Here is a 23,519-nt window from a genome sequence, read left to right as displayed (position 1 = left end):
CATGCTTATTAGAGGGCACTCAAAGAAGATTGCTCGAAAGCAATAGAACAATTGGCTATTTACCGGTCAACGCGACTCCGGACCAGCTCCTTTACCGCCCATTAACCCTAACAGGACGATAACGGTCGCACTTTCCTGGGGTTGTGCCGCGGCTTGCGGCAAGAGCGATGAAGGTTCCTGGCCGGTCATGAAAAGCACTGCTTCCCTCTTTCGCGCTTTGCTTGCCCTGTCGCTGCTCACCGGTTGCTCGAGCTACCGCCCGACGCCGGCCGCCTTTCACGAGGTGCTCGACCAGCCCTATCGGCTCGGCGCCGGCGATCGCGTCCGTGTCACAGTGTTCGAGCAGGACGGATTGACCAACACTTACAGCGTCGACCAGTCCGGCTATCTCTCCTTCCCGCTGGTCGGCGCGGTGCCGGCGCGCGGCCACACCGCGCAGCAGTTGGAAAAGGAGATCGCCGACAAGCTGCGCCAGGGCTATTTGCGCGATCCTGACGTTTCGGTTGAAATAGACCGCTACCGGCCGATCTTCGTCATGGGCGAAGTGGGCGCTGCCGGCCAGTATTCCTATGTGCCGGGACTCACGGTGCAAAAGGCGGTCGCCATTGCCGGCGGTTTCACGCCGCGCGCCAATCAAGAGAGTGTCGACATCACCCGCGACATCAACGGCAAGGTGATGACCGGACGGGTGCTGACATCCGATCCGCTCCTGCCCGGCGACACCGTCTACGTCCGCGAACGCCTGTTCTGAAAAATCCGTCGTGGCGGTGACTCTCAGGATCGTCCACTGCTTTCGCTCACCTGTCGGAGGAATCTTCCGGCATGTGCGCGACCTGACCGAGGCGCAGGTCGCCGCCGGCCATGCGGTGGGAATCGTCTGCGACTCGACCACCGGCGGCGACTATGAGGAGCGGCTGTTCGAGGCGATGAAGGACAGCCTCGCGCTCGGCATCCATCGCACGCCGATGCAGCGCCATGTCGGGCCGGGCGACCTCGCCTCGGCCTGGCGCACCTATCGAATCATCAAGGAATTGCGGCCGGACGTGCTGCACGGGCACGGCGCCAAGGGTGGCGCCTATGCCCGGCTGTTCGGCTCACTGTTGCGGGTATCAAGGTTTCGCGTTGCCCGCCTCTATTCGCCGCATGGCGGCTCTCTCCACTATGACGAAACGACGGCGACGGGGAAGGTGTTCTTCGGTCTGGAGCGCTTCATGGCGCGCTTCACCGACTGCCTGCTGTTCGTTTCCGATTATGAGCGCAGCACCTATCGCCGCAAGGTCGGCGAGCCGCCCATACCCAACACGCTTGTCTATAACGGCCTGCGCGCCGCCGAATTCGAACCGGTGGCGACGGCGGCGAATGCCGCCGATTTTCTATACATCGGCATGATGCGCGATCTGAAAGGTCCGGATATCTTCATCGATGCTCTGGCTTTGGCCGGCAGCGCGTTGGGCCGTTCGTTGAGCGCCGTAATGGTCGGCGACGGCGACGACCTGCCGCGCTACCATGCGCAAGTGGAGCGACTCGGCCTGAAGAGCCACGTGCGCTTCATGCCGCCCATGCCGGCGAGACAAGCTTTCGCTCTGGCCGAGTTGGTCGTGGTGCCATCCCGCGCGGAGGCGATGCCCTATATCGTGCTCGAGGCTTTGGCCGCCGGCATGCCGATGATCGCGACCGCGGTGGGCGGCATTCCGGAAATCTTCGGCGAAGACTCCCCTGCCCTTATCCGGCCGGATCCCTCGCAGCTTGCGGGCAAAATGGAAACAGTGCTCGGCGACCGCGACGCATACCGGAAGGCCATGCCGCAGACAGATGAGCTCAAAGCTCGGTTCGGAGCCGACGTGATGGCGGCCGAGATCGAGAAGGCCTATTTCGCCGCGCTGAACAAGTAGGTACGCGGCCGGCTCAACCGCTTTCAAAACCACCGGTTGTTTCAAGGCTTTCTTAGCTCTCTTTTGCTATGCAGTTGCGCGAAGCTCGCGGACAGTTCCCATGAATGAGATCGACCCCGCGCACCGCTTTTCCATGGATGCGGTGCGCAACTACGATGCTCCCGCCGATGGCGAAAAGCCTGGCGGCATCAACGATGTGGCGCGCCAGGTCGCCTCGCAATACCGGCGCGATACCATGTCGCCGATCATGGTTAGCGGCGTGCTGCGCATGGTCGAGTTCGCGGTGCTCTTCCTGTCGGGGCTCGGCGTCTATTTCTGTTATGTCGGCTTCTTCAGCTATCTAGCGTGGCAATATCCACTGGCTATCGCGGCGACGTCTTTCCTGGCCGTGGTGCTGCTCGACGTCACCGACAGCTACCAAATCGCGGCGCTGATGCGCCCGCTCGCCAATTTCGGCCGGGTGCTGCTTGTCTGGGCCGGCAGCTTCGCGCTGATGGCGCTCACCGCCTTCGCCATCAAGGCGTCGGAAGACTATTCACGCCTGCTGTTCGGCACGTGGTTCGTGGTTGGCTTCGTGCTGATCTTCGGCCTGAGACTCATGATGGCCGGCCTAATCCGACGCTGGGCGCGCGACGGCCGCATGGAACGCCGCGCGCTCATCGTTGGCGGCGGCAAGGCGGCCGAGCAGCTGATCCGCTCGGTCGAGAAGCAGCCTTACAACGACATCCGCATCTGCGGCATCTTCGACGACCGCAACGACAAGCGCTCGCCGCCGATCGTCGCCGGCTATCCGAAGCTGGGCACGATCTCGGAGCTCATCGAATTCGCCCGCATCGCGCGCATCGACATGCTGATCGTGTCGCTGCCGCTGACCGCCGAATCGCGCGTGTTGCAGCTTCTGAAGAAGCTCTGGGTGCTGCCGGTCGACATCCGGCTCTCGGCGCATTCGAACGCGCTGCAGTTCAGGCCACGCGCCTATTCCTATATCGGCTCGGTGCCGATGCTCGACATCTTCGACAAGCCGATCAACGACTGGGATTCGGTCGCCAAGCGCGCCTTCGATATCGTCTTCTCACTTGTCGGCATTATTCTCTTTTCGCCGGTGATGCTCGCCACCGCGATCGCCATCAAGCTCGACAGCAAGGGTCCCGTGCTGTTCAAGCAGAAGCGGCACGGCTTCAATAACGAGATCATCGAGGTCTACAAGTTTCGCTCGATGTTTACCGACCGCTCCGACCCGACCGCCAAGCAGACGGTGACCAAGAACGATCCGCGCGTCACGCGCGTCGGACGCTTCATCCGCAAGACGTCGATCGACGAGCTGCCGCAGTTCTTCAACTCGCTGTTCGGTTCGCTGTCGCTGGTCGGGCCGCGCCCGCATGCCATCGCCGCGCAGTCGCACAACCTGCTCTACAACGAGGTGGTCGACGGCTACTTCGCCCGCCACAAGGTCAAGCCCGGCGTCACCGGCTGGGCGCAGATCAACGGCTGGCGCGGCGAGATGGACACCAATGAAAAGATCCGCATGCGCACCGAATACGACCTCTATTACATCGAGAACTGGTCGATGCTGTTCGACCTGCGCATCCTGTTCCTGACGCCAATCCGCCTGCTCAACACGGAAAACGCCTATTGAGCGCCGTCGTCCATGAGTTGCAGCTGCGGGCGGTCAACCAGTTGCGGCCGCAGGCTGTCGACAAATTGCAGCCGCAGGCTGTCAATCAGTTGCCGCCTTCGGTGGTCAACGCGAAGTTGATTTCGCTAATCGCGTCGGCGGCGATCGGCATCGGCATCCTGCTCTCCGGCTTCGTCATCAGCGAGCCCGCGCCTTACGAGATCTATATGGCCGGGCTGATCGCGGTCTGGGCGCTGTTCGGGCTTCGGATCTCGCGCGCGATCGTGCCTTTGCTGGTGCTTCTGGTGGCGATGAACATCGGCGGCATGATCGCCATGACGCAGATGGCGGACCTCGCCAACACGCCGCTCTATCTCGCCGTCTCGCTGTTTTTGGCGTTCAGCGCGGTGTTCTTCGCTTCGGTGACCTCGGTCCAGCCGAGCCTCTACCGACTGATCTTCATCGCCTATGTCGTTTCGGCGGTGGCCACGTCGCTGCTCGGCATCGCCGGTTATTTCCATGCGTTTCCGGGCGCGGAAATGTTCACCAAATACGACCGCGCCGCCGGCGCCTTCCAGGACCCGAACGTGTTCGGCCCATTCCTGGTGCTGCCCGGAACCTACCTGCTCTATCTGCTCCTGACCGGCCCGGTGTCGCGGATGCCGCTTCTGGCGGTGCCGCTGCTCATCATCACCGCCGGCATCTTCTTCTCCTTCTCGCGCGGCGCCTGGGGGATGTTCGCCGTGTCCGCGGTGCTGCTCACCGCGTGCCTCTTCCTGCAGAGCGCCAGCGGCAAGTTCCGGCTGCGCGTGGTCGTGATGACGATCGCGGCCATGGCGCTGCTGGTCATCGCCTTCATCGTCATCCTGCAGTTGCCCGGCGTGTCGGACATGTTCACGCAGCGCGCGCAACTCGAGCAGAGTTACGACTCGGCGCGGCTCGGCCGCTTCGCCCGCTATTCGATCGGCTTTCAACTGGCGATGGAGCACCCGTTCGGCATCGGTCCGCTGGTCTTCGGCACGATCTATGGCGAGGACACGCACGACATCTGGCTGAAGGCGCTGATGGACTATGGCTGGCTCGGCTTCGTCTCGTTCCTGACGCTGACGCTATGGACGATCGGGACCGGCTTCCGCATTCTTCTGCGCGACCGGCCGTGGCAGCCCTATCTGCTTTGCGCCTATGTCGCCTATCTCGGCAATATCGGGCTCGGCACCTTCATTGACATCGACCACTGGCGCCACCTCTACCTGCTGCTCGGCCTGGTCTGGGGCGCGATCGCGCTGGAGTACCGGCACCAGCGGGAATTGCGGCTGGCGAGACCTGAATCCCTCCTTGCAATTCACCTGCGCGATAGGCACCGAATTCGGTTGACCCGCACCGCCTTATCACGATACATCGCCACCCGGTCCGGAGTGTAGCGCAGCCCGGTAGCGCACTTGACTGGGGGTCAAGGGGTCGTCGGTTCGAATCCGGCCACTCCGACCATTTAAATCCTTGAAATCCCCAGCCTATTTGCCAAAGTGCCTTTGGCCCCTCTCGCAAATTCCGAACATAAGGCGTTCAAATCGCCCGTTCCGGATGGCGCTGCCCTCAGGATCGCAGCAGGCAGGCCCAGCTGCCGCCGACGAGGTTCAAGGCCGGGATTCGGCGGCCTCGTTGTCTGCTGCGACAGCCAACCCGATGACATGTGCACGAGGAATACATCAATGAGGTACGCGGCCTCGTCTCGTGAAATCGGCAACATGTCCGCGGTGATTTCATTGTCGATATAACCCTCGGCATCCCAAAGGGTGCGAGTTAGCTCCTCGTTGGCCGGCTCGATCCGTTCAATGACACGTTCGAACGCGGCGTTGGCGGCTTTAATAAGCACAATTCGGTCGGCCCCCGCGACCGGCTGGGACGCAATTACGGCATGGGAATCCATGACGAACGTTTCCTTTTGGAGTGGCGGTCTCTTGCTTCAGTATTTTCGGTCGCAAGGCGCCACCTTGTGCTCACATGCGCAGCCGCAGGATACGCGGGAATTCGGCGGATGCCTGGGTCGCCTCCGTCGTTCGAATTTCCGCGGCTCCTGCTTTGCTCGTTCGTTCGCTGCAGCGAGCGCGCGCCGCGGCGGGGCATATATAACTCACATGGGGGTGTGCCCATGGCTACACGGGCTATTCTATGGATCAAGAAGGCGTCGCAGGTGCGTCAAGAAGGTTAGGATCGGGAACGTTACCCTAATGGGCGGGGGCCCTTTCGAGCCGCTGGGCGACCCAAGCGGAGAATGGCTGGTTTGGGAGGCTGTGCGAGAGAACGTGGCCGAGTTCGACGGCTATGTCTTCCATGGCCTAACACCGAGAGAGGCGATAAGATTCTCGACGCTGTTGAACGATATGACAAGGCTTTCGACTAGCAAGGGTTCACGATCCCGACCTGCACAGCAGGCGTGAGATGCTTCTTTAGGAAGCGAGGACCGTGCCCCACCCCTTATCGCCTAGCGGGTTACATGTCGTTCTGCTAATATAAGAAGCGCATGCCGCTCGCCGCGCGGCGGCTGGGAGGGATCCAAGTGCGAAGCCGCTGGACCATTCTTGCTGTCTTGTTCGTCGCTCGCGCCGCCTTCGCCTTTCAGTTTGGCAGCGTAGGGGCTGTAGCGCCACAGCTTGGCCAAAGCCTCGGCGCGAGCTTGGCTGACATCGGGATCCTTATCGGAATCTACTTTGCGCCGGGCGTCCTGCTCGCCTTCCCCGGCGGCGCCATCGGACGCCGCTACGGCGACAAGGCGACGGTCCTCGCCGCAATCCTGGCGATGCTGGCTGGCGAATTGCTGATGACTGCGTCGGCGTCATGGAGCGTGCAAATCGCAGGCCGGCTGATTGCCGGCACTGGCGGCATTCTCCTGAGCGTTCTGATGACCAAGATGGTCGCCGACTGGTTTGCCGGTCGCGAAATCGCAACCGCGATGGCCATTTTCGTCAACTCGTGGCCGGTGGGCATCGCCATCTCGCTCATGCTCCTGCCATGGATCGCAACAAGGTTCGGGCTTCATCTCGTCAATCTTGCCGTCGCAGGGTGGATCCTGATTGGCCTCGTCCTCATGGCTTTTTTCTACCGCGCGCCGGAGGCGGCCGTCTCCGTTGACGGCGAACCAGGCAGTGTGACCTCGGAAACGGTCCATGCGGTGATTGCCGCCAGCTCGATCTGGTGTCTCTACAATGTCGGTTTGGTGATGATCTTCAGTTTCGGCCCAACGATGCTCGTCGAGCGAGGCTGGTCCATGGCTGCAGCTGGATCAACGATCAGCATCGTGCTGTGGCTCACGGCGATTTCGGTTCCCTTCGGAGGCTTCCTCGCTGATCTGACCAAGCGCGGCGAAGCTATCATTGTCGTAGGCTGCATTGGCTTTGCGCTGTTGACGGTTCTCCTGTCGCGAAGCGGCCAGGTGCTTCCGGTCGTCATGGCCATCGGGACCGTTTGCGGCCTGCCCGCCGGTGCGATCATGAGCCTTCCTGCGCGCGTGCTCGAGCCAAAGACGCGGGCGATCGGAATGGGAATATTCTATACGACCTTCTATGCCGGGAGCCCGGTTGGATCGGCGATCGGCGGAAAGCTTTCCACGTCGCTCGGCTCCGCCAGCGCGGCGCTGGATTTCGGGGCCGTCGCGCTCCTGGTTTGCCCGGTCATTCTGTTGCTCTTCCGCCGTGTCGTTGCTGGCCGGAATCGGCCTACTGCCCTTCCATCAACGTAAAACGCGCAAGCAAAACTATTCCTCTCCACTGTGGAGAAGCTAGTAACCAGAGACTGGAACACGGGAGGTTGAAATGACTTTCAATCATTGTCTGCTGGTCGTTGTTTTCATGTCGCTCTGCCTCGGATCGGCCCAGGCCCAGTCTGCGAAAGAAGCCATTGAAGCCGCTAATGCAGAGTTCGTGAAGGCCTACAACAGTAAGGATGCGGCCGGAGTCGCGTCGAAGTACGCGGACGATGCGGCCGCATTCCCGCCAGATATGGCGCGAGTCGACGGTCGCCAGAATATCCAAAAACTGTGGCAGGGCGCGATCGATATGGGCATATCGGATCTCGCGCTCACCACGCTTGAGGTCCAGGAAAGCGGAGATCTTGCATATGAGTCCGGGGCTTTCTCCCTCAAGGCACCGGGTAAGGATTCGAAGCTGGTGGAAACCACCGGGAAGTATGTGGTGGTCTGGAAGAAGGGACAAGACGGCGACTGGAAGCTCTACCGGGATATATGGAACTCCGATTCCGCGAAATGAAGTTTAGCATGGCTGCCCAAGCAGGTCACTTGCCGGAGGAGAACATGGCGAAACTCACCGTTGATCAATACTTGGTGGCGGCGGCTGCGCGACTTGCCCATCTGACGCAGACGTATGCGATCATTTTTTTCGCCAATATCGCGACTATGTTCGCGATATTGGCGTACGGACCATCAGCGGGACTAGCCGCCAGGTTCGCGCTCGCGACGATTGTGGTCGCGATCACGGTTTATGGGGTCTTGGCAGCCAAGGCCGCCATGGATGACTTAAAGGCAATGCTGGACGATGCAGTCGAGGACTTCTCAGCCAGCCGCTTCGGCGCTCACCTGAAGCAGATACCCACGACGCTGTTCATCGGAGCAAGCGTCACCCTCGTTCTTGCGATGGGGGTGACGCAGCTATGGGCGATCATTTCGGCCTGACGGGGCTGATCTCGAGCCGAAGACGCGCTCGATCGGAATGCAGATTGAGGGAGGCGGTGGAAGTGAAGCAACTCGACTTCTTCTATTTCTTCGGGAGCGGCTACTCATATCTGTCGGTGATGCGCATTGGCGCCATGGCGAAGCAGTCGGGCGTTGCCGTTCGATGGCGCCCCTTCAATGTCCGCACCGTCATGGCCGAGAACAATGTTGCCCTCCGCACCCAGACGGCAAAGGTAAAGTACATGTGGCGCGATGTGGAGCGGCGTGCGGCAACGCACGGCGTGCCATATGTTGGGCCCCCGACCTGGCCGACTGATCCGAACCTTCTGGCCAATCGCACCGCCATGGTGGCGGCCGAAGAGGGCTGGTGCGAGGCCTACACCGTGGCAAGCTTCAGGGCCTGGTACCTGGAAGGCATGGCACTGGGCGATCGCGGCCATCTGGAGCATGTGCTGCCTCCCCTGGGGCAAGATGTCGATGATGTGATTGCCAAGGCCGACGAGCCCAGCGCCCATGAGCGTCTCGAGGCTGAAACGGATGCGGCCCGCAACTATGGCATTTTCGGCGCTCCAGCATTCGTCGTGGAGGGCGAAACTTTCTGGGGCGACGACAGGCTCGAAGAGGCGCTGGCTTGGGCCATCGGCCGACATAAGCTGCAAACATCACTATATTACCCGGCTGTCTGACGAGACGGACAGCCGGACAGACCCCGGGCCAAATCGTAACCTGGCTTGCTCCTGCCGGTCCGCCGCTCCCTCCGCGAAGGGCGGCGCGAACCGTGCGTGGTGCGTTTATGCCGGCCGCCTAAGCCCCATGTGCGGCGAGGATGCGCCGCGCGCTTTCCTCGTCGGTGATCAGGATGGTCGGCGCAATCAGGTTCATGGCGCCGAGCAGCGCCTCGGTCTTTTCCGCGCCACCGGAGGTGAGAATGCGGATCGGGGCCTTGCGCAGGCGGTCGACATCCACCGACATCACATGGCTGTTGACGGGATGGTCGACCAGATCGCCGTTGCGGTCGTAGAAATGAAACAGAAGGTCGCCGACGGCGCCGCGCGCCAGCAGGGCCTCGCGGTCTGCTTCCTTGAGGAAGCCGCCGCGCGAGAAGGTGGTGGCCGAAGCGATGCCGCCGACGCTGAGCAGCACGGCATCCAGCGCGTCGGCCATCTCGAAGATCTCCTGCAGGCCGCAGCGTTCGACCAGCGCGATCTTGGTCTCGACGCTGTCGACGACGGCCGGCGTCGGCATCAGATAGCCGTCGCCCTGGAATATCTGGGCAAAGCGCCAGGCGAATTCTGCCGGATTGACCCGCCGCGCGACGCCGACGCCGCCAAGCAGCGAGATCACGCTGAAATCGGTGAGCGATTTGGCGCTGATGAAGGGCAAGGTGTTGAACAACGTCACGCCCCAACCGACGCCGACCCGCATGCCGGATTTCATCGCGTCGGACAGGAACATGCCGGTCTTGGCGGCGATCGCCGGGATCGGATCGGCATTGGGGTCGGTGAGCGGCGCCACCAGCGCCTGCTGCAGGCCGAAAGTCCGTTCCAACGCGCGCTCCAGCCGCACGATCTCCAGAAGCTCGCTCTCGATGGTGATCTTCACCTCGTTGCGCGCCCTCGCCTCGGCCAGCATGCGCACGATGGTGACGCGGCCAACGCCGAGCACATCGGCGATCTCGTTTTGCGTCATCTGTTCGACGAAATACATCCATGCGGCGCGGATCCTGAGGCGGTCGGTCCGGCTTTCGCTGACGACCTGCTCGGATGCCTCGGCCGCCGCCCTGCCGTTTTCTGATTCGCCCTGCCGTCGCCTGCCCAAGTTCCCCTCCAACTCCGGCGATGACACCGCCCTCGCCGATTCTGCATGCTGGTTAAATATCGTCTATTGATCTACCAATCGAGACGAACAATCTAGAGAGGGCGACTGGCGCCCCAAGCCGTGAGCGGCTTCAGCATTTCGAGGCGATTGGCGATGCTGCGACAAATCTCCGAGGATGTCCGCGCCAACCTGAAGGATCGGCTTCGGGAACTGCGGGACGCGATCCGCCAAAACCGCCACGACAGCGCCGGCGAAACCCCGCGCGACATCGCCGCCAATTTGCCGCCCTTTCCGGGCCGCAGCCTGCTCGGCCATGCCGCGAGCGCCGTCGACGAGGCGCTGACGATCGCCGAATCCTTCGTTCCGCATTTCCGGCCGCTCAAGGTCGACGGCACGACTGTGAAAAGCCTGCGGGCCTATTTCCCGCACGGCGATGAAGACCGGCAGATCAGCGGCGAGCGTCAGTTCAGGCGTGACATGTATTATCTGACCCGCGCGGTTCTCGCTGGCTACGGCATCGACAATCCCCGCGTTCACGAGGCGAGTTTTTCCGCCGTTCATGTCGCGATGCGCAAACGCCACGCGGATCTTCTGGCTGGCGCGACGGCGGAAACGGCCTCCACGGATCAGGTTGCGGCGGCCTGCGCGGCTCTCCTCGTCGAATGCCTCAATCACCGTCCGGTTCAGCCTGGCGAGACCGGGACAGGCCCGGCGATAGCCGGCGACCGGTCTCTCGACATCAGGTGCCTTGCGCCCGTGGTGCTTGCCTGCGGACTGGCGACCAAGGCGGACGGCGGCACGCCCGAGCCCGACATTCTCGAGATCGCGGTGCTGGCGGCCCAAGTGCGGGAGGACCGCATCCGGCAGGCTTGCGTCCAGGCCAATGCCGTCCAGGAACTGACACCGGTACTCGCCACCCTGCTCGCGCATCTGACGTAACCGCCGCGAGGGATCCGCTATCGCTCGGCCGCCATGGCCGCAATCGTCTTCTTGGCGCGCTGGATCGAGGCCGGGCTCATGCTGAGCTCGGTCAGGCCCATCCCGATGAAGGTCGGGATCAGGTCCGGACGGCCGGCGGCCTCGCCGCACATGCCCACCATGATGCCGGCGGCGACACCGGCCTTGGCCGTCAGCTCGATCGCCGACATCACCGCCGGATTGGTGACGTCATTGAGCTTGGCGACGGTCGGATTGAGACGGTCGGCGGCCATGATGTACTGGGTCAGGTCGTTGGTGCCGATCGAAAAGAACGCCACCTCCTTCGCCAATGCGGGCGCGATCAGCACGGCGGCGGGCGTCTCGATCATCACGCCGAGCTCGAAGCTTGCATACGGCACGCCTTCCGCCTTCAATTCAGCCGCGCACTCGTCGACCAGCGCGCGGGTGCGCGTGACCTCGCCAATCTCCGAGACCATCGGCAGCATCACCTTGATGTTGCCGTGGACGGCGGCCCTGAGCAGCGCCCGCAACTGGCGCTTGAAGATGTCGGGCCGGTCCAGGCACATACGGATGCCGCGCCAACCGAGGAAGGGGTTTTCTTCGTCCGGGAACTCGATGCCCGCGATCGGCTTGTCGCCGCCGATGTCGAGCGTGCGCACGATGACCGGATGCGGCGCGAAGGCCTTGGCCAGCGCGCTGTAGGTTTCGGCCTGCATCTCTTCCGACGGCAGATGCATGTGGCGCATGAAGAGCAGTTCGGTGCGGAACAGGCCGACGCCCATGGCACCTGCTTCCTGCGCCGCCTCGATCTCCTCCAGCGAGCCGATATTGGCCGCGACCTCGATCACCGTGCCGTCGGCGCGGGTCGGGGTCACGTTCTTGAATACTTTTAGCCCGGCGCGCTCCTGCGCCGCTGCCTCGACACGCCGGGTAAAATCTGCGCGCGCGGCCTCGTCCGGATCGACGATCACATGCCCGGCACTGCCGTCGATCGCCACCTCCCTGACGGTGCGCAGTTCGTTGATCTTGTCGCCGAGCCCCAGCACCGCCGGGATACCGTGCGAGCGCGCAATGATGGCGATATGCGAGGTGGCGCCGCCATGGCCGCAGACCACGCCGCCGATGCGCTTCAGCGGCGCGCGCGCCAGATCCCAGGCGCCGATATCGTCGGCAATGAGGATCGCGCCTTGCGGTATGGTTTCCAGGCTGACCTCGTCCTGGCCGAGCAGCGCCAGGCAGATCTGCCGGCCGACGGCATGGACGTCGTCGGCCCGGGCATTGAGATAATGGTCGTCGACCGCGCTGAAATCGGCGGCGATGGTGGCCGCGGCCGCGATGACCGCCGAGACCGCATCGTCACCGCCTTTGATCAGCCTTTCGACCTCGCCGGTCAGGCTGTCGTCAGCGGCGATGTCGCGCAGGGCCGCGACGATGCCACGGTCGCCGGCGGAGAGATTGCTCTCGGCAAGCGTGCGGTCCATGCGGGATTGGACGCTGGCGACGGCATCGCGGAAGCGCTTGAGCTCGCCTTCGATCTCATCGGCCTGCAGGCGTTTGCCCGGTCCCTCGATCTCCGGCGGGAAATGGGCAAAGGCCGGCCCGATCGCCACGCCCTCGCTTGCGGCGACGCCCTGGAGCTTGGGTGTCCCATCCGTCGCCGCGGCAGCCGCCGGCGTCGCCTCCGGGGCAGGCGCGGCTGCTTCCAAACCCTCATCACCCGCCTCGTTCTGGTCGTCGAGGCCGGCGCGGGGGTTCTCAAGATAGCCGATCAGCGCCTCGATCGCCTCGATCGCGTCGGCACCGTTGGCGCGCACGGTGACTTCCTGGTTCTCCTTGACCGCCAGGAGCATCAGCTTGACCGAGCTCTTGGCGCTAACCGCCTTGCCGTCCTTGACCAGCTCGACATCGGATTCGAAACCCTTGGCGAGTTTCACGAACCGCGTGGCGGGACGGGCGTGCAAACCTTCGTGCACTCTGACGATGGTCGAGCGTTCCATGGCAATACTCTAGGTTTGGGCGCCGTCGACAGACAGCACGGATATTATCAGGCGACGATGGTGATGACAGCGCCTGGCGTCAGCGCCGCCATGAGCGCCCCGGTATCGACCGCGGATGCGCAAACCTCGCCCGGCCTTTCGGCCTCGGATGCTCCGTTGAAGGAGATCACGACATGACCCATTTCGCGGACCTTGCTCCAGGCCGTGGAGCCGACCGCCGTTATCGTCGCCGAAACCGGTCCGAGCGTGATCGAGGCGCCTGTCGCCGGCGCATCGTCGCTCGGGCCTTCTTCCGTCTTATGCAGCACCGAAACTTCCGCCAGTTCGGGAGGCGAGCCATCCGCGAAAAGGATGACCACGCCGCCCTCGGCGAGGTCCGCCACCTCGGGTCCTATTGCTGTGACCCGTGTCTTGAGAAGAACCGACATATGGCGAACCTCGTTGTTACGCGTTTTTAGAACACGATCAGGGAGACGATCCATGCGATCAGCACGGAGACCGGGCCCATGATCTGGCGGCTGATGAGCACCGCCGGCACGCCGATTTCGATCGTCTTCGGCTTGGCCTCACCGAGCGCCAGACCGACGGGAACGAAGTCGCAGCCCACCTGGGTGTTGTAGGCAAACAGCGCCGGCAGGGCCATTGCGGGCGAGATGGTGCCGTTGGCGATCTGCGGGCCGATGATGGCGACGCCGATGACCTGGGCGATAACCGCGCCCGGTCCCAGGATGGGCGACAGGAACGGCAGGCCGCAGATGGCCGAGATGACCAACAGGCCGACGATGTTGTTGGCTAAAGGCCCCATCGGCTGCGCCAGCACATCGCCGATGCCGGTATAGAGGATCAGGCCGATCAGCATGGTCACGAAGGCCATGAAGGGCAGCACGTTGCGGACGACCTGATCGATGGTGCGGCGGCCGGAATTGAAGAAGATGCCGACCACACGGCCCATGACGCGGCCGATCGAGCTGATCAGGCCGATAAGCCCGCCTTCGCTCGGCAGCGGCTCGGCCGCCCTGGCAGTGGTGTTGTTGCTTGAACTCATCGATGCTGCTCCCCCCGCAGTGGTGACCGCTTCGGATCCGTCCGCCATTGTGACGTTGGCCGGCTTCACGCCCGAAACGTAGATGTCTTCCGTGATGAATTGAGCGAGCGGACCCGCCTGGCCGACCGGCGTCAGGTTGACGGTCGGGATACGCTTGCGCGGATAGACGCCGCAGCGGGCGGTGCCGCCGCAGTCGACGACGACGACCGCCATCTCGCTTTCGATCGGCGGCGACTTGAAGCCGTCGACGGCCTGGGCGCCGGTCATGTCGGCGATCAGCTGCGCCACCGGATGAATGCCGCCGCCGGTTACCGACACGACCTTATTGCGCCGTTCGGTCGGCTCGATCACCAGAGGCCCGCCCCAGCCGGTCGAACCCTTCGAGATCTTTACTGCCTTGTATGTAGTGGCCATGGTGTCCTCCCGCCCTTAGAGCTCGACGCCCTGGCGGCGTGCCATGATGGCCGTGATGCGCTCGGTCAGGATGCCCTTGAGCAGGATGACGACGAGGCCGACGATGGCGTACCAGATCGCCACCTTGATGTGATAGCCGTTGGCGATGACGCCCCGCTTCTCGAGGTCGAGCAGCGCGACCAGCATACCGCCCCAGACGAAATATTCGCCGGGGTTGATGTGCGGGAAGAGGCCGAGCGGCGGATGCACGTAGGACACTGCCGCATCATAGAAGGCAGGCTTGTGCTTTTCCTCCAGGAAGGAGCCGAAGGTGTAGGCCATCGGGTTGGTGAGGAAGAACACCGACAGCACAGGCAGCACCGTGTAGCGGGTTAGGGCGATGCGGCCGGCGCCGCGCGCCAGGCCGTGGACACGCTCTTCGCCGACCAGTTCGGTGACAGCGTAGAAGGCGGTCATCAGCACGACCAGGGTCGGGATGATGCCGGTGACGAAGCCGGCGAACACTTCGCCGCCCTTCTGGAAGATGCCGATGAAATACTTGCCGATCGCGGTCAGCCAGCCGAGCTGCTCTTCCTGCTGCACGTTCTTCAGCTGTTCCTTGAGCTGATCGGCGGTGACCGGCGCGTTGTCGGTCGTCGCCTGCGCCAGGACCACGAGATGATCGGTGGCATGCTCGACGCCGAGCTTGCCGTGCCAGGCAGCATCCGAGACCATGGTGCCTGCGACATGCAGGTTATGCACCGCCAGGTCGGCATGCTGCGCCAATAGTGCAATTACAGACATTTCTCCTCCTTATGACCCCTGCCGGTCATTCCCAGCCGGCTGCCGGCGTCCGTTTAAGCCCTTGCTACGTTCAAGCCGGACAGGCCCAGCTTCTTCCCCGGCTCCGACCGCGCGCGGTCGATCTGCTCGATCGCCCGTTTCACGGCCTCGGCCACACCGGGTTCCCCCTCCCCCATGATCGCAGGGTTGGACCGGAGTCGATCGAGGGGGATGCCCTCGAATTCGTCATGTCGCTTGAACTTGGTCAGCACCGAACGACCGCTCATGACCATCATGCGGCGCACGATGAGGTCCGGCGTCACGACAATCAGCGCAATCGTGCCCTTGGCCAGCCGCCCGCGGAAATTACCAGCGCCGACGAAGCCGTCCTTGAACTCTCCCGTGACACCTTTGAAGACGTCCGAATAATGCCGCATCTGCAGCCAGACACCGAGCGATTGCAGCGCCCAGACAACAAACAGCAGAAGCAGCGCCCACTGCCAGATCGCCATTTCGGTTTCCTCCCGATTCTCTTCCTCCGGCACATATTGGACGGAGGCGAGATGACCCGAAAGTGAGAACATTTGTTTCCTGGAATGTCAACATGTATTATATTAGCCGCCGTAACGCTCCACAGGCGGGCTGACCGATTTCGGCATCGGCAGCGCCTGTGCTAGCCTGTCGTCAAACGGGATTAGAGACATGGATCTGCCTTTCAGGCACGAACTCGCGCTTATGCCGGACCTTCGTCACCGGCTGCGGCAGCTGCGCTGGTTCCGCGCCACCTTCCGCAGCAGCGCGAAGGTGGTGTCGGAAACCTTCGGCGTTCGTTTCGAGATCGACGAGGCCAAGCTGACGCGCGCCTTTCTCGACTGGATCGAAGTCATGGAGGCGCAGAAGCGATTCGCGGCGATAGACCGCGCCGACTTCATCGTCTTCGCCGCCGGGCTGGTTCTGCGCGAGCTGATCCGGCAGGCGCCGGCGCGGGAGATCTCAGGACTCACCGAAATGATCGAGACCGAAACCAATGCCGGCACGGCGGAAATCGTGCGCTTCTGGCCGGAGGGATTTCTCTATACCAACTATTGCGTGTCGGCGATCCTGGCCGTGCACGAGCAGGAGTTCGGCACGGCGCCCAGCATCGACAAATGCGCCGACGACCTGCGCACCTGGTGGTCCTACCGAGAGAACGCGACGGAAATGCCTGCCTATGCCGTCGCCTTCCTCGACCGCTTCCTCGGCGCCGAGCCCAACTGGATCACGCCCGATCGCGCGCAATCGCGCCAGGCCATGCAGCGCGCGCTTGGATCCTCGCCGGTCAGCGAGGCGCTGCGTCAGCTCTGAAGCGTTGGGGACGTAGCCGCCTTACTATTGAACATCTGACTTTTTATCGATAGCGATGTGCAACATCTGACATCGAAGCCGGGAGAGGCGCGTGGCGCGATCCAGACTGATGATTTTCGACTGTGACGGCGTTCTCGTCGACAGCGAGCCGCTGGCCGCCAAGGCCTACGAGCGGGTTTACGAAAAACACGGCATGCCCGGCGTCCACGGCGGCATCATCGCGCAATGCATCGGCATGAAGCAGTCCGACATCATCGTCAAAATCAAGGAACTGACGGGACATCAGTTCCCGCCCGCCGCCGACGGTGACATCTGGGCCGAGACCAAGCTGCTTTTTTCCGAGGAACTGAAGCCGACACCGGGGATCGTGCCATTCTTCAGCGCGCTTGCCGGCGACCGCTGCGTCGCCTCGTCGTCCTCGGTCGAGCGCATCAACCACAGCCTTTCGGTGACCGGACTGTCACGCTTCTTCGGCGAGGCGATCTTTTCCTCTTCCATGGTGAAGAACGGTAAGCCGGCGCCCGACATCTTCCTCTACGCCGCCGAGAAGATGGGCGCGAAACCGGCCGATTGCATTGTGGTCGAGGATTCGCCGTTCGGCGTCCAGGGCGCGGTCGCGGCCGGCATGATAGCGATCGGCTATACTGGCGGCGGGCATACCTATCCCGAGCACGGTGCGCGGCTGAAGGCTGCCGGTGCCGATTTCGTCTGCGCCGACTGGCACGAAGTCGGCCGGGAGTTGGCGGGGCTTGGTGTCCCGGCCTGAGCTAACTCTTGTTGGAGCATGATCTTCTGCGAAAACCGGTTCCCACTTTTTGCATTCGCTGACCTTCGGTTCGGGATCATGCCCTAGCGAAGACTGGGAAAGCGACGCCGGGTCCAGTCACCGGGCGGGACCAATCCCCCCACGCGGAAGTTGAAGGACAGGACCCGCGTTGCATCGGCGTCGACCTCGCAGCGGAAGCTCAGATCATACCACTGGGTCATCGTGCTGAAGGCGGCCTGCGGAGGGTTAAGAACATTGCCTTGCTTCAGGGGAATGGTCGGCAGCCATTTCGGCGAGTAGTCGGCACTTTGCAATTCCTGGTTCAGAACATTGGCGCAAAGATTGGCAATGCGCTGATCGCGCGGCACGTTCTCCATTGAGCTTGTGGCCAGCGCGTTGCCGGTTGCACCCGGCGAGTAGAGCTTTCTGACACCCGGCAGGCCGGAATAGATAGGCGATCCCGCGACCTCGTTGTCGGCGGGGCTTGACCTTCCCGGGTTCCCGCTTGGCGCTCTCAAAGCTCTTGCGGATTTGAACTTCATCGCCTTGGAAGGCTTAGGCTTTGCCTTTTCGGCCGGTGCAGACTTGTCGCCGGCTTCGGGCGCCAATGGCTTGGGCGCTTCGGCAGGTTGCTTTTCGGCGGGTTGCGGAGCTGCCTCCTGCTTTTCCGGCTGCCTATCGGTGTCCTCGGTCGCCTGCTTCTCTTCGCTTTGCACGGGTTTTTCCTCCGGCGCGGCGGTTGCCGGCTTCTCTTGGGCCTTGCCGGAGTCCGCCTGATGCTCGGGCGTTGCAGGCTGAGCGGGCTGGTTCGGCGCCGGCTGCGGTGCGACCGGCGGCTTCGCGGGCTCATCCTGGGCCGGCGACGGCGCATTGGCCGGCGCGCTGCCGCCGTTGAGAGATTTCTCCGGGCCGGTATCCTTCTCGCCATACTGGAAGACGCGCTTCAGAACCGGGATATCCTGCGGTTTCGGCGGCTGCGGAGGCGGTGGCTTTTGCACGGCCTGCTCGGGCGGCTTTTCGGCCTTCTTTTCAGGCGTCGGCTCCGGCGGCTTCGGAGCGGGCTTCGGCTTGGGCTGATCGGGCGGCGGCACGATCGCGACGTTGATCGGCTGTTCCTGCTGATCCGGCTGCTGGTCGGGTCTCGGCAAGCCGAAGAACAAGAACGCTGCAATCAGGGCATGCAGGAATAGCGATGCGGCCAAGGCCCACCGCCAATTCCGAAACCATTCCCGCATCTTGCCGTTCATTGCGCCCGATGTGGAACGAAATGACGGCGGCTTCAAGCATTTGCCGGGATTCACGCGAACTGCAGGCCTGACAAGTCGGTGATCGGAGGGCCTGTGGCGTAAGCAAGCCGGATCAAGGCCCTGCAGGGATTGGCTTACACCAACATGCTCATCGGATTTTCAATCAAGCGCTTGAAGGCGCCGAGCAGCTCCGCGCCAAGCGCGCCATCGACGGCACGGTGATCGGTCGACAAGGTTACCGACATCACCGTGGCAATCTTGATCTCGCCCTTCTTCACCACCGCCCGCTCCTCGCCGGCGCCGACCGCCAGGATCGTCGCATGCGGCGGGTTGATGACGGCGGCAAAGTCCTTGATGCCGAACATGCCGAGATTCGACACCGCCGTCGTGCCGCCCTGATATTCTTCCGGCTTCAGCTTGCGGCTGCGGGCGCGGCTTGCCAGGTCCTTCATCTCGTTGGAGATGACCGACAGCGTCTTTTCATCGGCATGGCGGATGATCGGCGTGATCAGGCCGCCGGGGATCGACACGGCAACGCCGACATCGGCGTGCTTGTGCTTGACCATGGCGCTGTCGGTCCAGGAGGCGTTGGCCTCCGGCACCGCCATCAGCGCCATGGCCATCGCCTTGATGACCATATCGTTGACCGAGAGCTTGTAGGCCGGAACCTCGCCCTTGTCGGTCTTCCGCATCGGCGCCGCGGCATTGAGCTGCGTGCGCAGCGCCAGCAGCGCGTCGAGCTCGCAGTCCAGCGTCAAATAGAAATGCGGGATGGTGGACTTCGCCTCGACCAGGCGGCGCGCGATGGTCTTGCGCATATTGTCGTGCGGTACGAGCTCGTAGGAGCCTTCGGCGAACAGCTTCAGAACGTCCCCCTCCCCCTTGAGGGGAGGGTGGCCTGCCGCAGGCAGGTCGGGTGGGGTCGCTTCGGCTGGGCTCGGCGCCAAATGGGCGGTGCCTCCTGAGACGACCCCCTCCGTCCGCTTCGCGGACACCTCCCCCTCAAGGGGGGAGAAAATCGCTGCCTCAACGTCGGCCTTGGTTATACGGCCATACGGCCCGGAACCTGATAAGGCAGAAAGGTTCAGACCAGCCTCACGAGCCAAGCGACGAGCCAGGGGCGTAGCGCGCACAGCCCCCTGCGATTGGCCAATCTCTGCCCCCGAGGGAGAACTTCCCGGCAGGCCAGAGGGGGGCGCGACGGAATGAGAGGTTGGCGGGACAGCGCCTCCCTCTGTCGGCTTCGCCGACATCTCCCCCACGAGGGGGGAGATTGGCGCTCCATTCTGCGGCGTCGTTCCTGATTCATAGACCTCGTCATCGGCATAGATCCAGGCGACGGGCTCGCCGACCGGAATGTCGACGCGCTCCTTGCCGGTGACGTTGCGCAGCGTGCCGCTGGCCGGCGCGTCGATCTCCATCGCCGCCTTGTCGGTCTCGATCTCAAACAGGACGTCGCCTTTCTTGACGCGAGCGCCTTCCTCGGCGAACCAACGCGAGATCTGGCCAGTCGCCATGTCCATGTCGACCTTGGGAAGAATGACTTCGGTCGGCATCGCTCAGCGGATCCCTTGCACGAGGTCGCGCGCGGCGGTGATGATGTCGGGAACCTGCGGCACCGTCGCCTTTTCCAGATCCGGATTGTAGGGGATCGGTGTCTCGGCTCCGCCAAGGCGCACGATCGGCGCATCGAGATAGTCGAACGCCTCGCTTTCGGCGACCATGGCGCTCACTTCCGCGCCGATGCCGAGCGTCTTCACTGCTTCGTAGACGCAGAGCAACCGCGATGTCTTCTTCACGCTGTCGATGACGGTCTGCCTGTCGATCGGGCGGATCGTGCGCAGATCGACCACCTCAATGTCGATGCTCTCGCCTTCGAGCGCGGCGGCGGCATCGAGCGCCTTCTGCACCATGATCGATGTGGCCACGATGGTGAGGTCGCGGCCCGCGCGGCGGATCTCGGCCTTGCCGATCGGCACGGTGTAGTGGCCCTCGGGCACATGGCCCTTCATCTTGTAGAGCAGCTTGTGTTCGAAGATCATGACCGGGTCCGGATCGGCGATCGCGGCCAACAGCATGCCCTTGGCATCGTGCGGCGTCGCCGGCTGGATGACCTTAAGGCCGGGCACATGGCCGAGCCAGGCCTCTAAGCTCTGGCTGTGCTGCGCGGCGGCACCGGTGCCGGAGCCGGCCGGGAAACGCATCACCACCGGCACCGAGACCTCGCCGCCAAGCATGAAGCGCATCTTGGCCGCCTGGTTGACGATCTGCTCCATGCCGAGCGTTGCGAAATCCGAGAACTGGAATTCGAAGATCGGCCGCATGCCGGTGACCGCCGCGCCCACCGCCACGCCAGCGCCGCCCAGTTCGGAAATCGGCGTGTCGATCACCCGGTCGGTGCCGTAGCGCTCGACCAGATCCCCGGTCACCTGGAAGGCGCCGCCATAGACGCCAATGTCCTCGCCCATGAGGAAGACGCGCTCGTCCATATCCATGGCGATTGCCATGGCTTCCTGGATCGCCTGGGCGTAGCTCAGTTCACGCAGCGCGGCGTCCATCACGCTTGCTCCGTGTAAACATAGTTCTGCAGGGTGGCGATCTCCGGCGCAGGGCTCGCCTTGGCGAACTCGATGCCGTCGGCGATCTCCTGGGCGACCGCGTCGCGGATCGCCTGGATCCCCTGGTCGTCGATGAAGCCGAAATCGCGGAGTTCCGTCTCGAAGAGCGTGATCGGATCGCGGTTCGCCATCCAATCCTCGATCTCTTCCTTGGTGCGGTAACGGTTGCGGTCGCTCTTGGAATGGCCGCGATGACGGTAGGTCTTGGATTCGATCAGCGTCGGCCCCTCGCCCGCGCGCGCCCGCTCGACCGCCTTGAAGGACGCCTCGGCGACCTCGGAGAAGATGTTGCCGTTGACGATGACGCCCGGCATCGAATAGGCGGCCGCGCGCTCGGCGATGTTCTTCACCGCGGTCGAGCGCGCCGTCGAGGTCGACATGCCGTAGCCGTTGTTCTCGCACACGAAGATCACCGGCAGCTTCCAGATCGCCGCCATGTTCAGCGCCTCGTGGAAAGCGCCTTCATTGTTGGCGCCGTCGCCGAAGAAGGAGACCACGACCTTGCCGGTCTTCATCATCTTGGACGAGAGCGCAGCACCCACCGCGATCGGAATGCCACCGGCAACGATGCCGTTGGCGCCGAGATTGCCCTTGGCGACATCGGCGATATGCATGGAGCCGCCGCGGCCCTTGCAGTAGCCCGTGGTCTTGCCGAAGAACTCCGCGAACATGCGGCTGACCTCGGCGCCCTTGGCGATGCAATGGCCATGGCCGCGATGCGTCGAGGTGATCTGATCATCCGCAGCGAGCGGCATGCAGATGCCCATGGCACTGGCTTCCTGGCCGATCGACAAATGCATGGTGCCGTGGATGAGGCCGCGCGTGTAGCACTCTTCCGCGCCCTCTTCGAAGCGGCGGATCAGGTACATCTTGTGAAGCACCTCCCTGAGCTGCTCCGGACTGTGCTGGCGATAGACGAAAGGCAGGTTGGCCCGGCTATCCACGACAGCGGCTTTGCTGGCTCCGGCCATGATCACGCCTCCACGGCGCCGTAAACGAGCTTGTCCTGGCGGGCACGCAGCTCGGCGATCTTCGAGCCCGGCGCGGGCGCCGCGTTGGCATAGGTGATGAGCTCGCCCTTCTTGATGGGCACAGTCACAGAGCCGCCCTGCAGCAGGCCGCAAGGGACGGCGCGCGCGGCATGGGCTTCCGGCGCCGTCATGATCCAGGCGCGGTAGCAATATTCGCCGATGGCATCGAGCTTGTCGCCGGGCTTCAGATCCTTCTTGGCGACGGCGCAGACCTCGGCCACGGGTTTGGCCAGCGGCACCATGTCGGCCTTACCGTAGAGCACGACACGTGCGCAGGTGAGCGGCACTTCCAACGAGGTCAGGTGATAGGGGCGATGAAAGGTGAAGTACGGGCCCTTGCCCATCTTCAGATCTTCCATGCGTTCCGAAATGCGCGGATGCGACATGTCGGCTACGACGAAGACGCCCGGCGCCACGCCCTTGCCGATCGAATAGTCGACGACGCCGATCTTCGACAGCACGCCGCCATCCTTCTCGGGCACCAGAACCTTCGACAATTCGCCGAGCGTCGCGGACGGGCCATGCATGCCCGGCTTGTCGGGGACCAGCCCGGTCGCGTTGGCGATCGCCGCCATCTCGACCATGGTCTTCGAACCGTCGACGAATTCGACCAGCATGCGCACATTCATATGCCGGCGCTTCGCCTCCTCCTCATAGTCCGGAGGCGTGGCGTCGATGTTGAGCGGGTTGTTCTTGCCCTTGCCGGCGGCAACGATCGGGTGGCCCATGGCGGAGACGAACTCGATCAGCTCCATGCAGGAAGACGGCTCGTCGCCGGCGCCCAGCGAGTAGGTCACGCCGAGGCGGTCGGCTTCGCTCTTGAGATAGGCGCCGATGGTGACGTCGGCCTCGACATTCATCATCACCAGGTGCTTGCCATGCTCCATGGCGTGGAGGCCGATCTCGGCGCCGACCGCCGGAACGCCGGTCGCGTCGATGACGACGTCGATGAGGTCGTTGCCGATGATCAGGCTGGAATCGCTGGTGACGGCGATCTTGCCCGTCTCCATGGCCGAATTCATCGCCGAGGCGGTCGACACCTCGCGCGCATGGCCGGTTTCCTGGAAAGCGATATCGACGGCCTTGCTGGCCGCGGGCAGGTTCAATTCGGAGATGGCACCGATCTCGATGCCGGACATATGGGCGACGCGAGTGACGATGTCGGTGCCCATTTCCCCGGAGCCGATCAGGCCGATGCGGATGGGTTTGCCGGACTTGGCTCGTTCCTCGAGATCGCGGGCAAGGCCCGTCAACGAAATATTGGACGCCATACCGTGTATTCCTCCCATATCGCATGCTGTTCGGCTGCTTGACGCGTATTGAACATATGTATTTCTGTCAAGACTA

Annotated in this window: 23 protein-coding genes and 1 tRNA gene; 12 read left to right on the top strand and 12 right to left on the bottom strand. The window is 63.2% G+C overall.

The features are described from left to right. The first annotated feature begins 187 nt into the window (after nucleotides 1-187). The 5 genes from O7A05_RS15060 (at nucleotide 188) to O7A05_RS15040 (ending at nucleotide 4,995) form a co-directional block, all read left to right on the top strand. Complete coding sequence (locus O7A05_RS15060; RefSeq protein ID WP_040983193.1) at nucleotides 188-751, top strand: polysaccharide biosynthesis/export family protein; 564 nt, start codon at nucleotides 188-190, stop codon at nucleotides 749-751. Nucleotides 752-761: 10 nt separating this feature from the next. Then, entirely contained in the window at nucleotides 762-1,892 is a 1,131-nt protein-coding gene (locus O7A05_RS15055; RefSeq protein ID WP_337093860.1) for a glycosyltransferase, read from the top strand. Nucleotides 1,893-1,992: 100 nt separating this feature from the next. Then, nucleotides 1,993-3,528 carry an undecaprenyl-phosphate glucose phosphotransferase gene (locus O7A05_RS15050; protein WP_337093859.1) on the top strand — a complete coding sequence of 512 codons (1,536 nt, stop codon included), beginning with the start codon at nucleotides 1,993-1,995 and terminating at the stop codon, nucleotides 3,526-3,528. Nucleotides 3,529-3,671: 143 nt separating this feature from the next. After that, nucleotides 3,672-4,928: an O-antigen ligase family protein gene (locus tag O7A05_RS15045; RefSeq protein WP_337093924.1), complete on the top strand. Its 1,257-nt coding sequence runs from the start codon at nucleotides 3,672-3,674 to the stop codon at nucleotides 4,926-4,928. Then, nucleotides 4,919-4,995 (top strand) — tRNA-Pro (locus O7A05_RS15040). Before O7A05_RS15045 ends, O7A05_RS15040 begins: the two co-directional genes overlap by 10 nt. 1 nt (nucleotide 4,996) lies before the next feature. Here the strand turns inward: O7A05_RS15040 and O7A05_RS15035 are convergent. After that, nucleotides 4,997-5,434: a hypothetical protein gene (locus O7A05_RS15035; protein WP_337093858.1), complete on the bottom strand. Its 438-nt coding sequence runs from the start codon at nucleotides 5,432-5,434 to the stop codon at nucleotides 4,997-4,999. Between the two features lie 594 nt (nucleotides 5,435-6,028). On the opposite strand from O7A05_RS15035, the gene O7A05_RS15030 reads away from it, so the two are divergent. From O7A05_RS15030 to O7A05_RS15015, 4 genes are all read left to right on the top strand, one after another. Continuing rightward, on the top strand, nucleotides 6,029-7,243 hold the full coding sequence (locus O7A05_RS15030) for an MFS transporter (protein ID WP_337093857.1): 1,215 nt from the start codon (nucleotides 6,029-6,031) through the stop codon (nucleotides 7,241-7,243). A gap of 73 nt (nucleotides 7,244-7,316) precedes the next feature. Next, entirely contained in the window at nucleotides 7,317-7,769 is a 453-nt protein-coding gene (locus tag O7A05_RS15025; protein ID WP_337093856.1) for a YybH family protein, read from the top strand. Between the two features lie 44 nt (nucleotides 7,770-7,813). Then, nucleotides 7,814-8,191: a hypothetical protein gene (locus O7A05_RS15020; protein WP_337093855.1), complete on the top strand. Its 378-nt coding sequence runs from the start codon at nucleotides 7,814-7,816 to the stop codon at nucleotides 8,189-8,191. Continuing rightward, entirely contained in the window at nucleotides 8,170-8,877 is a 708-nt protein-coding gene (locus O7A05_RS15015; RefSeq protein ID WP_337093854.1) for a 2-hydroxychromene-2-carboxylate isomerase, read from the top strand. Before O7A05_RS15020 ends, O7A05_RS15015 begins: the two co-directional genes overlap by 22 nt. 118 nt (nucleotides 8,878-8,995) lie before the next feature. Here the strand turns inward: O7A05_RS15015 and O7A05_RS15010 are convergent, their stop codons facing one another. Further along, nucleotides 8,996-10,009: a sugar-binding transcriptional regulator gene (locus tag O7A05_RS15010; RefSeq protein ID WP_337093853.1), complete on the bottom strand. Its 1,014-nt coding sequence runs from the start codon at nucleotides 10,007-10,009 to the stop codon at nucleotides 8,996-8,998. Between the two features lie 153 nt (nucleotides 10,010-10,162). Here O7A05_RS15010 and O7A05_RS15005 point away from each other — a divergent pair, with 153 nt between their 5' ends. Beyond that, complete coding sequence (locus O7A05_RS15005) at nucleotides 10,163-10,948, top strand: hypothetical protein (RefSeq protein ID WP_337093852.1); 786 nt, start codon at nucleotides 10,163-10,165, stop codon at nucleotides 10,946-10,948. Between the two features lie 17 nt (nucleotides 10,949-10,965). Here O7A05_RS15005 and ptsP read toward each other — a convergent pair whose 3' ends face one another. Genes ptsP through O7A05_RS14980 form a run of 5 tightly spaced genes read right to left on the bottom strand, consistent with a single transcriptional unit; the run spans nucleotide 10,966 to nucleotide 15,678 of the window. Beyond that, on the bottom strand, nucleotides 10,966-12,945 hold the full coding sequence (gene ptsP, locus O7A05_RS15000) for a phosphoenolpyruvate--protein phosphotransferase (protein ID WP_337093851.1): 1,980 nt from the start codon (nucleotides 12,943-12,945) through the stop codon (nucleotides 10,966-10,968). Between the two features lie 47 nt (nucleotides 12,946-12,992). Further along, nucleotides 12,993-13,373: a PTS glucitol/sorbitol transporter subunit IIA gene (locus O7A05_RS14995; RefSeq protein WP_337093850.1), complete on the bottom strand. Its 381-nt coding sequence runs from the start codon at nucleotides 13,371-13,373 to the stop codon at nucleotides 12,993-12,995. A gap of 26 nt (nucleotides 13,374-13,399) precedes the next feature. Next, nucleotides 13,400-14,404 (bottom strand): PTS glucitol/sorbitol transporter subunit IIB, encoded by a 1,005-nt coding sequence (gene srlE, locus O7A05_RS14990; protein ID WP_337093849.1) that lies wholly within the window; start codon nucleotides 14,402-14,404, stop codon nucleotides 13,400-13,402. A gap of 15 nt (nucleotides 14,405-14,419) precedes the next feature. Next, a complete protein-coding gene (srlA, locus tag O7A05_RS14985; protein ID WP_337093848.1) occupies nucleotides 14,420-15,187 on the bottom strand; it encodes a PTS glucitol/sorbitol transporter subunit IIC in 768 nt (255 codons plus the stop codon). Nucleotides 15,188-15,240: 53 nt separating this feature from the next. Further along, a complete protein-coding gene (locus O7A05_RS14980; RefSeq protein ID WP_337093847.1) occupies nucleotides 15,241-15,678 on the bottom strand; it encodes a transcriptional regulator GutM in 438 nt (145 codons plus the stop codon). A 190-nt stretch (nucleotides 15,679-15,868) separates the two neighbouring features. On the opposite strand from O7A05_RS14980, the gene O7A05_RS14975 reads away from it, so the two are divergent. After that, the gene (locus tag O7A05_RS14975) at nucleotides 15,869-16,510 is read left to right on the top strand and encodes a hypothetical protein (protein WP_337093846.1); all 642 of its coding nucleotides are present in this window, start codon (nucleotides 15,869-15,871) and stop codon (nucleotides 16,508-16,510) included. Nucleotides 16,511-16,601: 91 nt separating this feature from the next. Next, nucleotides 16,602-17,276 (top strand): HAD family hydrolase, encoded by a 675-nt coding sequence (locus tag O7A05_RS14970; RefSeq protein ID WP_337093845.1) that lies wholly within the window; start codon nucleotides 16,602-16,604, stop codon nucleotides 17,274-17,276. An 83-nt stretch (nucleotides 17,277-17,359) separates the two neighbouring features. Here the strand turns inward: O7A05_RS14970 and O7A05_RS14965 are convergent, their stop codons facing one another. The 5 genes from O7A05_RS14965 to O7A05_RS14945 form a co-directional block, all read right to left on the bottom strand. Beyond that, nucleotides 17,360-18,523 carry a DUF930 domain-containing protein gene (locus tag O7A05_RS14965; protein WP_337093844.1) on the bottom strand — a complete coding sequence of 388 codons (1,164 nt, stop codon included), beginning with the start codon at nucleotides 18,521-18,523 and terminating at the stop codon, nucleotides 17,360-17,362. A 134-nt stretch (nucleotides 18,524-18,657) separates the two neighbouring features. Then, the gene (locus O7A05_RS14960; protein WP_337093843.1) at nucleotides 18,658-20,079 is read right to left on the bottom strand and encodes a pyruvate dehydrogenase complex dihydrolipoamide acetyltransferase; all 1,422 of its coding nucleotides are present in this window, start codon (nucleotides 20,077-20,079) and stop codon (nucleotides 18,658-18,660) included. Nucleotides 20,080-20,082: 3 nt separating this feature from the next. Beyond that, nucleotides 20,083-21,081, bottom strand: a complete 999-nt coding sequence (locus O7A05_RS14955; RefSeq protein ID WP_337093842.1) for an alpha-ketoacid dehydrogenase subunit beta — start codon at nucleotides 21,079-21,081, stop codon at nucleotides 20,083-20,085. Next, nucleotides 21,081-22,112: a thiamine pyrophosphate-dependent dehydrogenase E1 component subunit alpha gene (locus tag O7A05_RS14950; RefSeq protein ID WP_337093841.1), complete on the bottom strand. Its 1,032-nt coding sequence runs from the start codon at nucleotides 22,110-22,112 to the stop codon at nucleotides 21,081-21,083. Before O7A05_RS14950 ends, O7A05_RS14955 begins: the two co-directional genes overlap by 1 nt. 2 nt (nucleotides 22,113-22,114) lie before the next feature. Then, nucleotides 22,115-23,443: an NAD(P)H-dependent oxidoreductase gene (locus tag O7A05_RS14945; RefSeq protein WP_337093840.1), complete on the bottom strand. Its 1,329-nt coding sequence runs from the start codon at nucleotides 23,441-23,443 to the stop codon at nucleotides 22,115-22,117. Nucleotides 23,444-23,519 lie beyond the last annotated feature (76 nt).

The sequence above is a fragment of the Mesorhizobium argentiipisi (SeqCode) genome, from assembly GCF_037179585.1.
Lineage (GTDB): Bacteria > Pseudomonadota > Alphaproteobacteria > Rhizobiales > Rhizobiaceae > Mesorhizobium > Mesorhizobium argentiipisi.
Note: the sequence above shows the minus strand (reverse complement) of the source record. Positions and strands in the feature narration are given on the sequence as shown.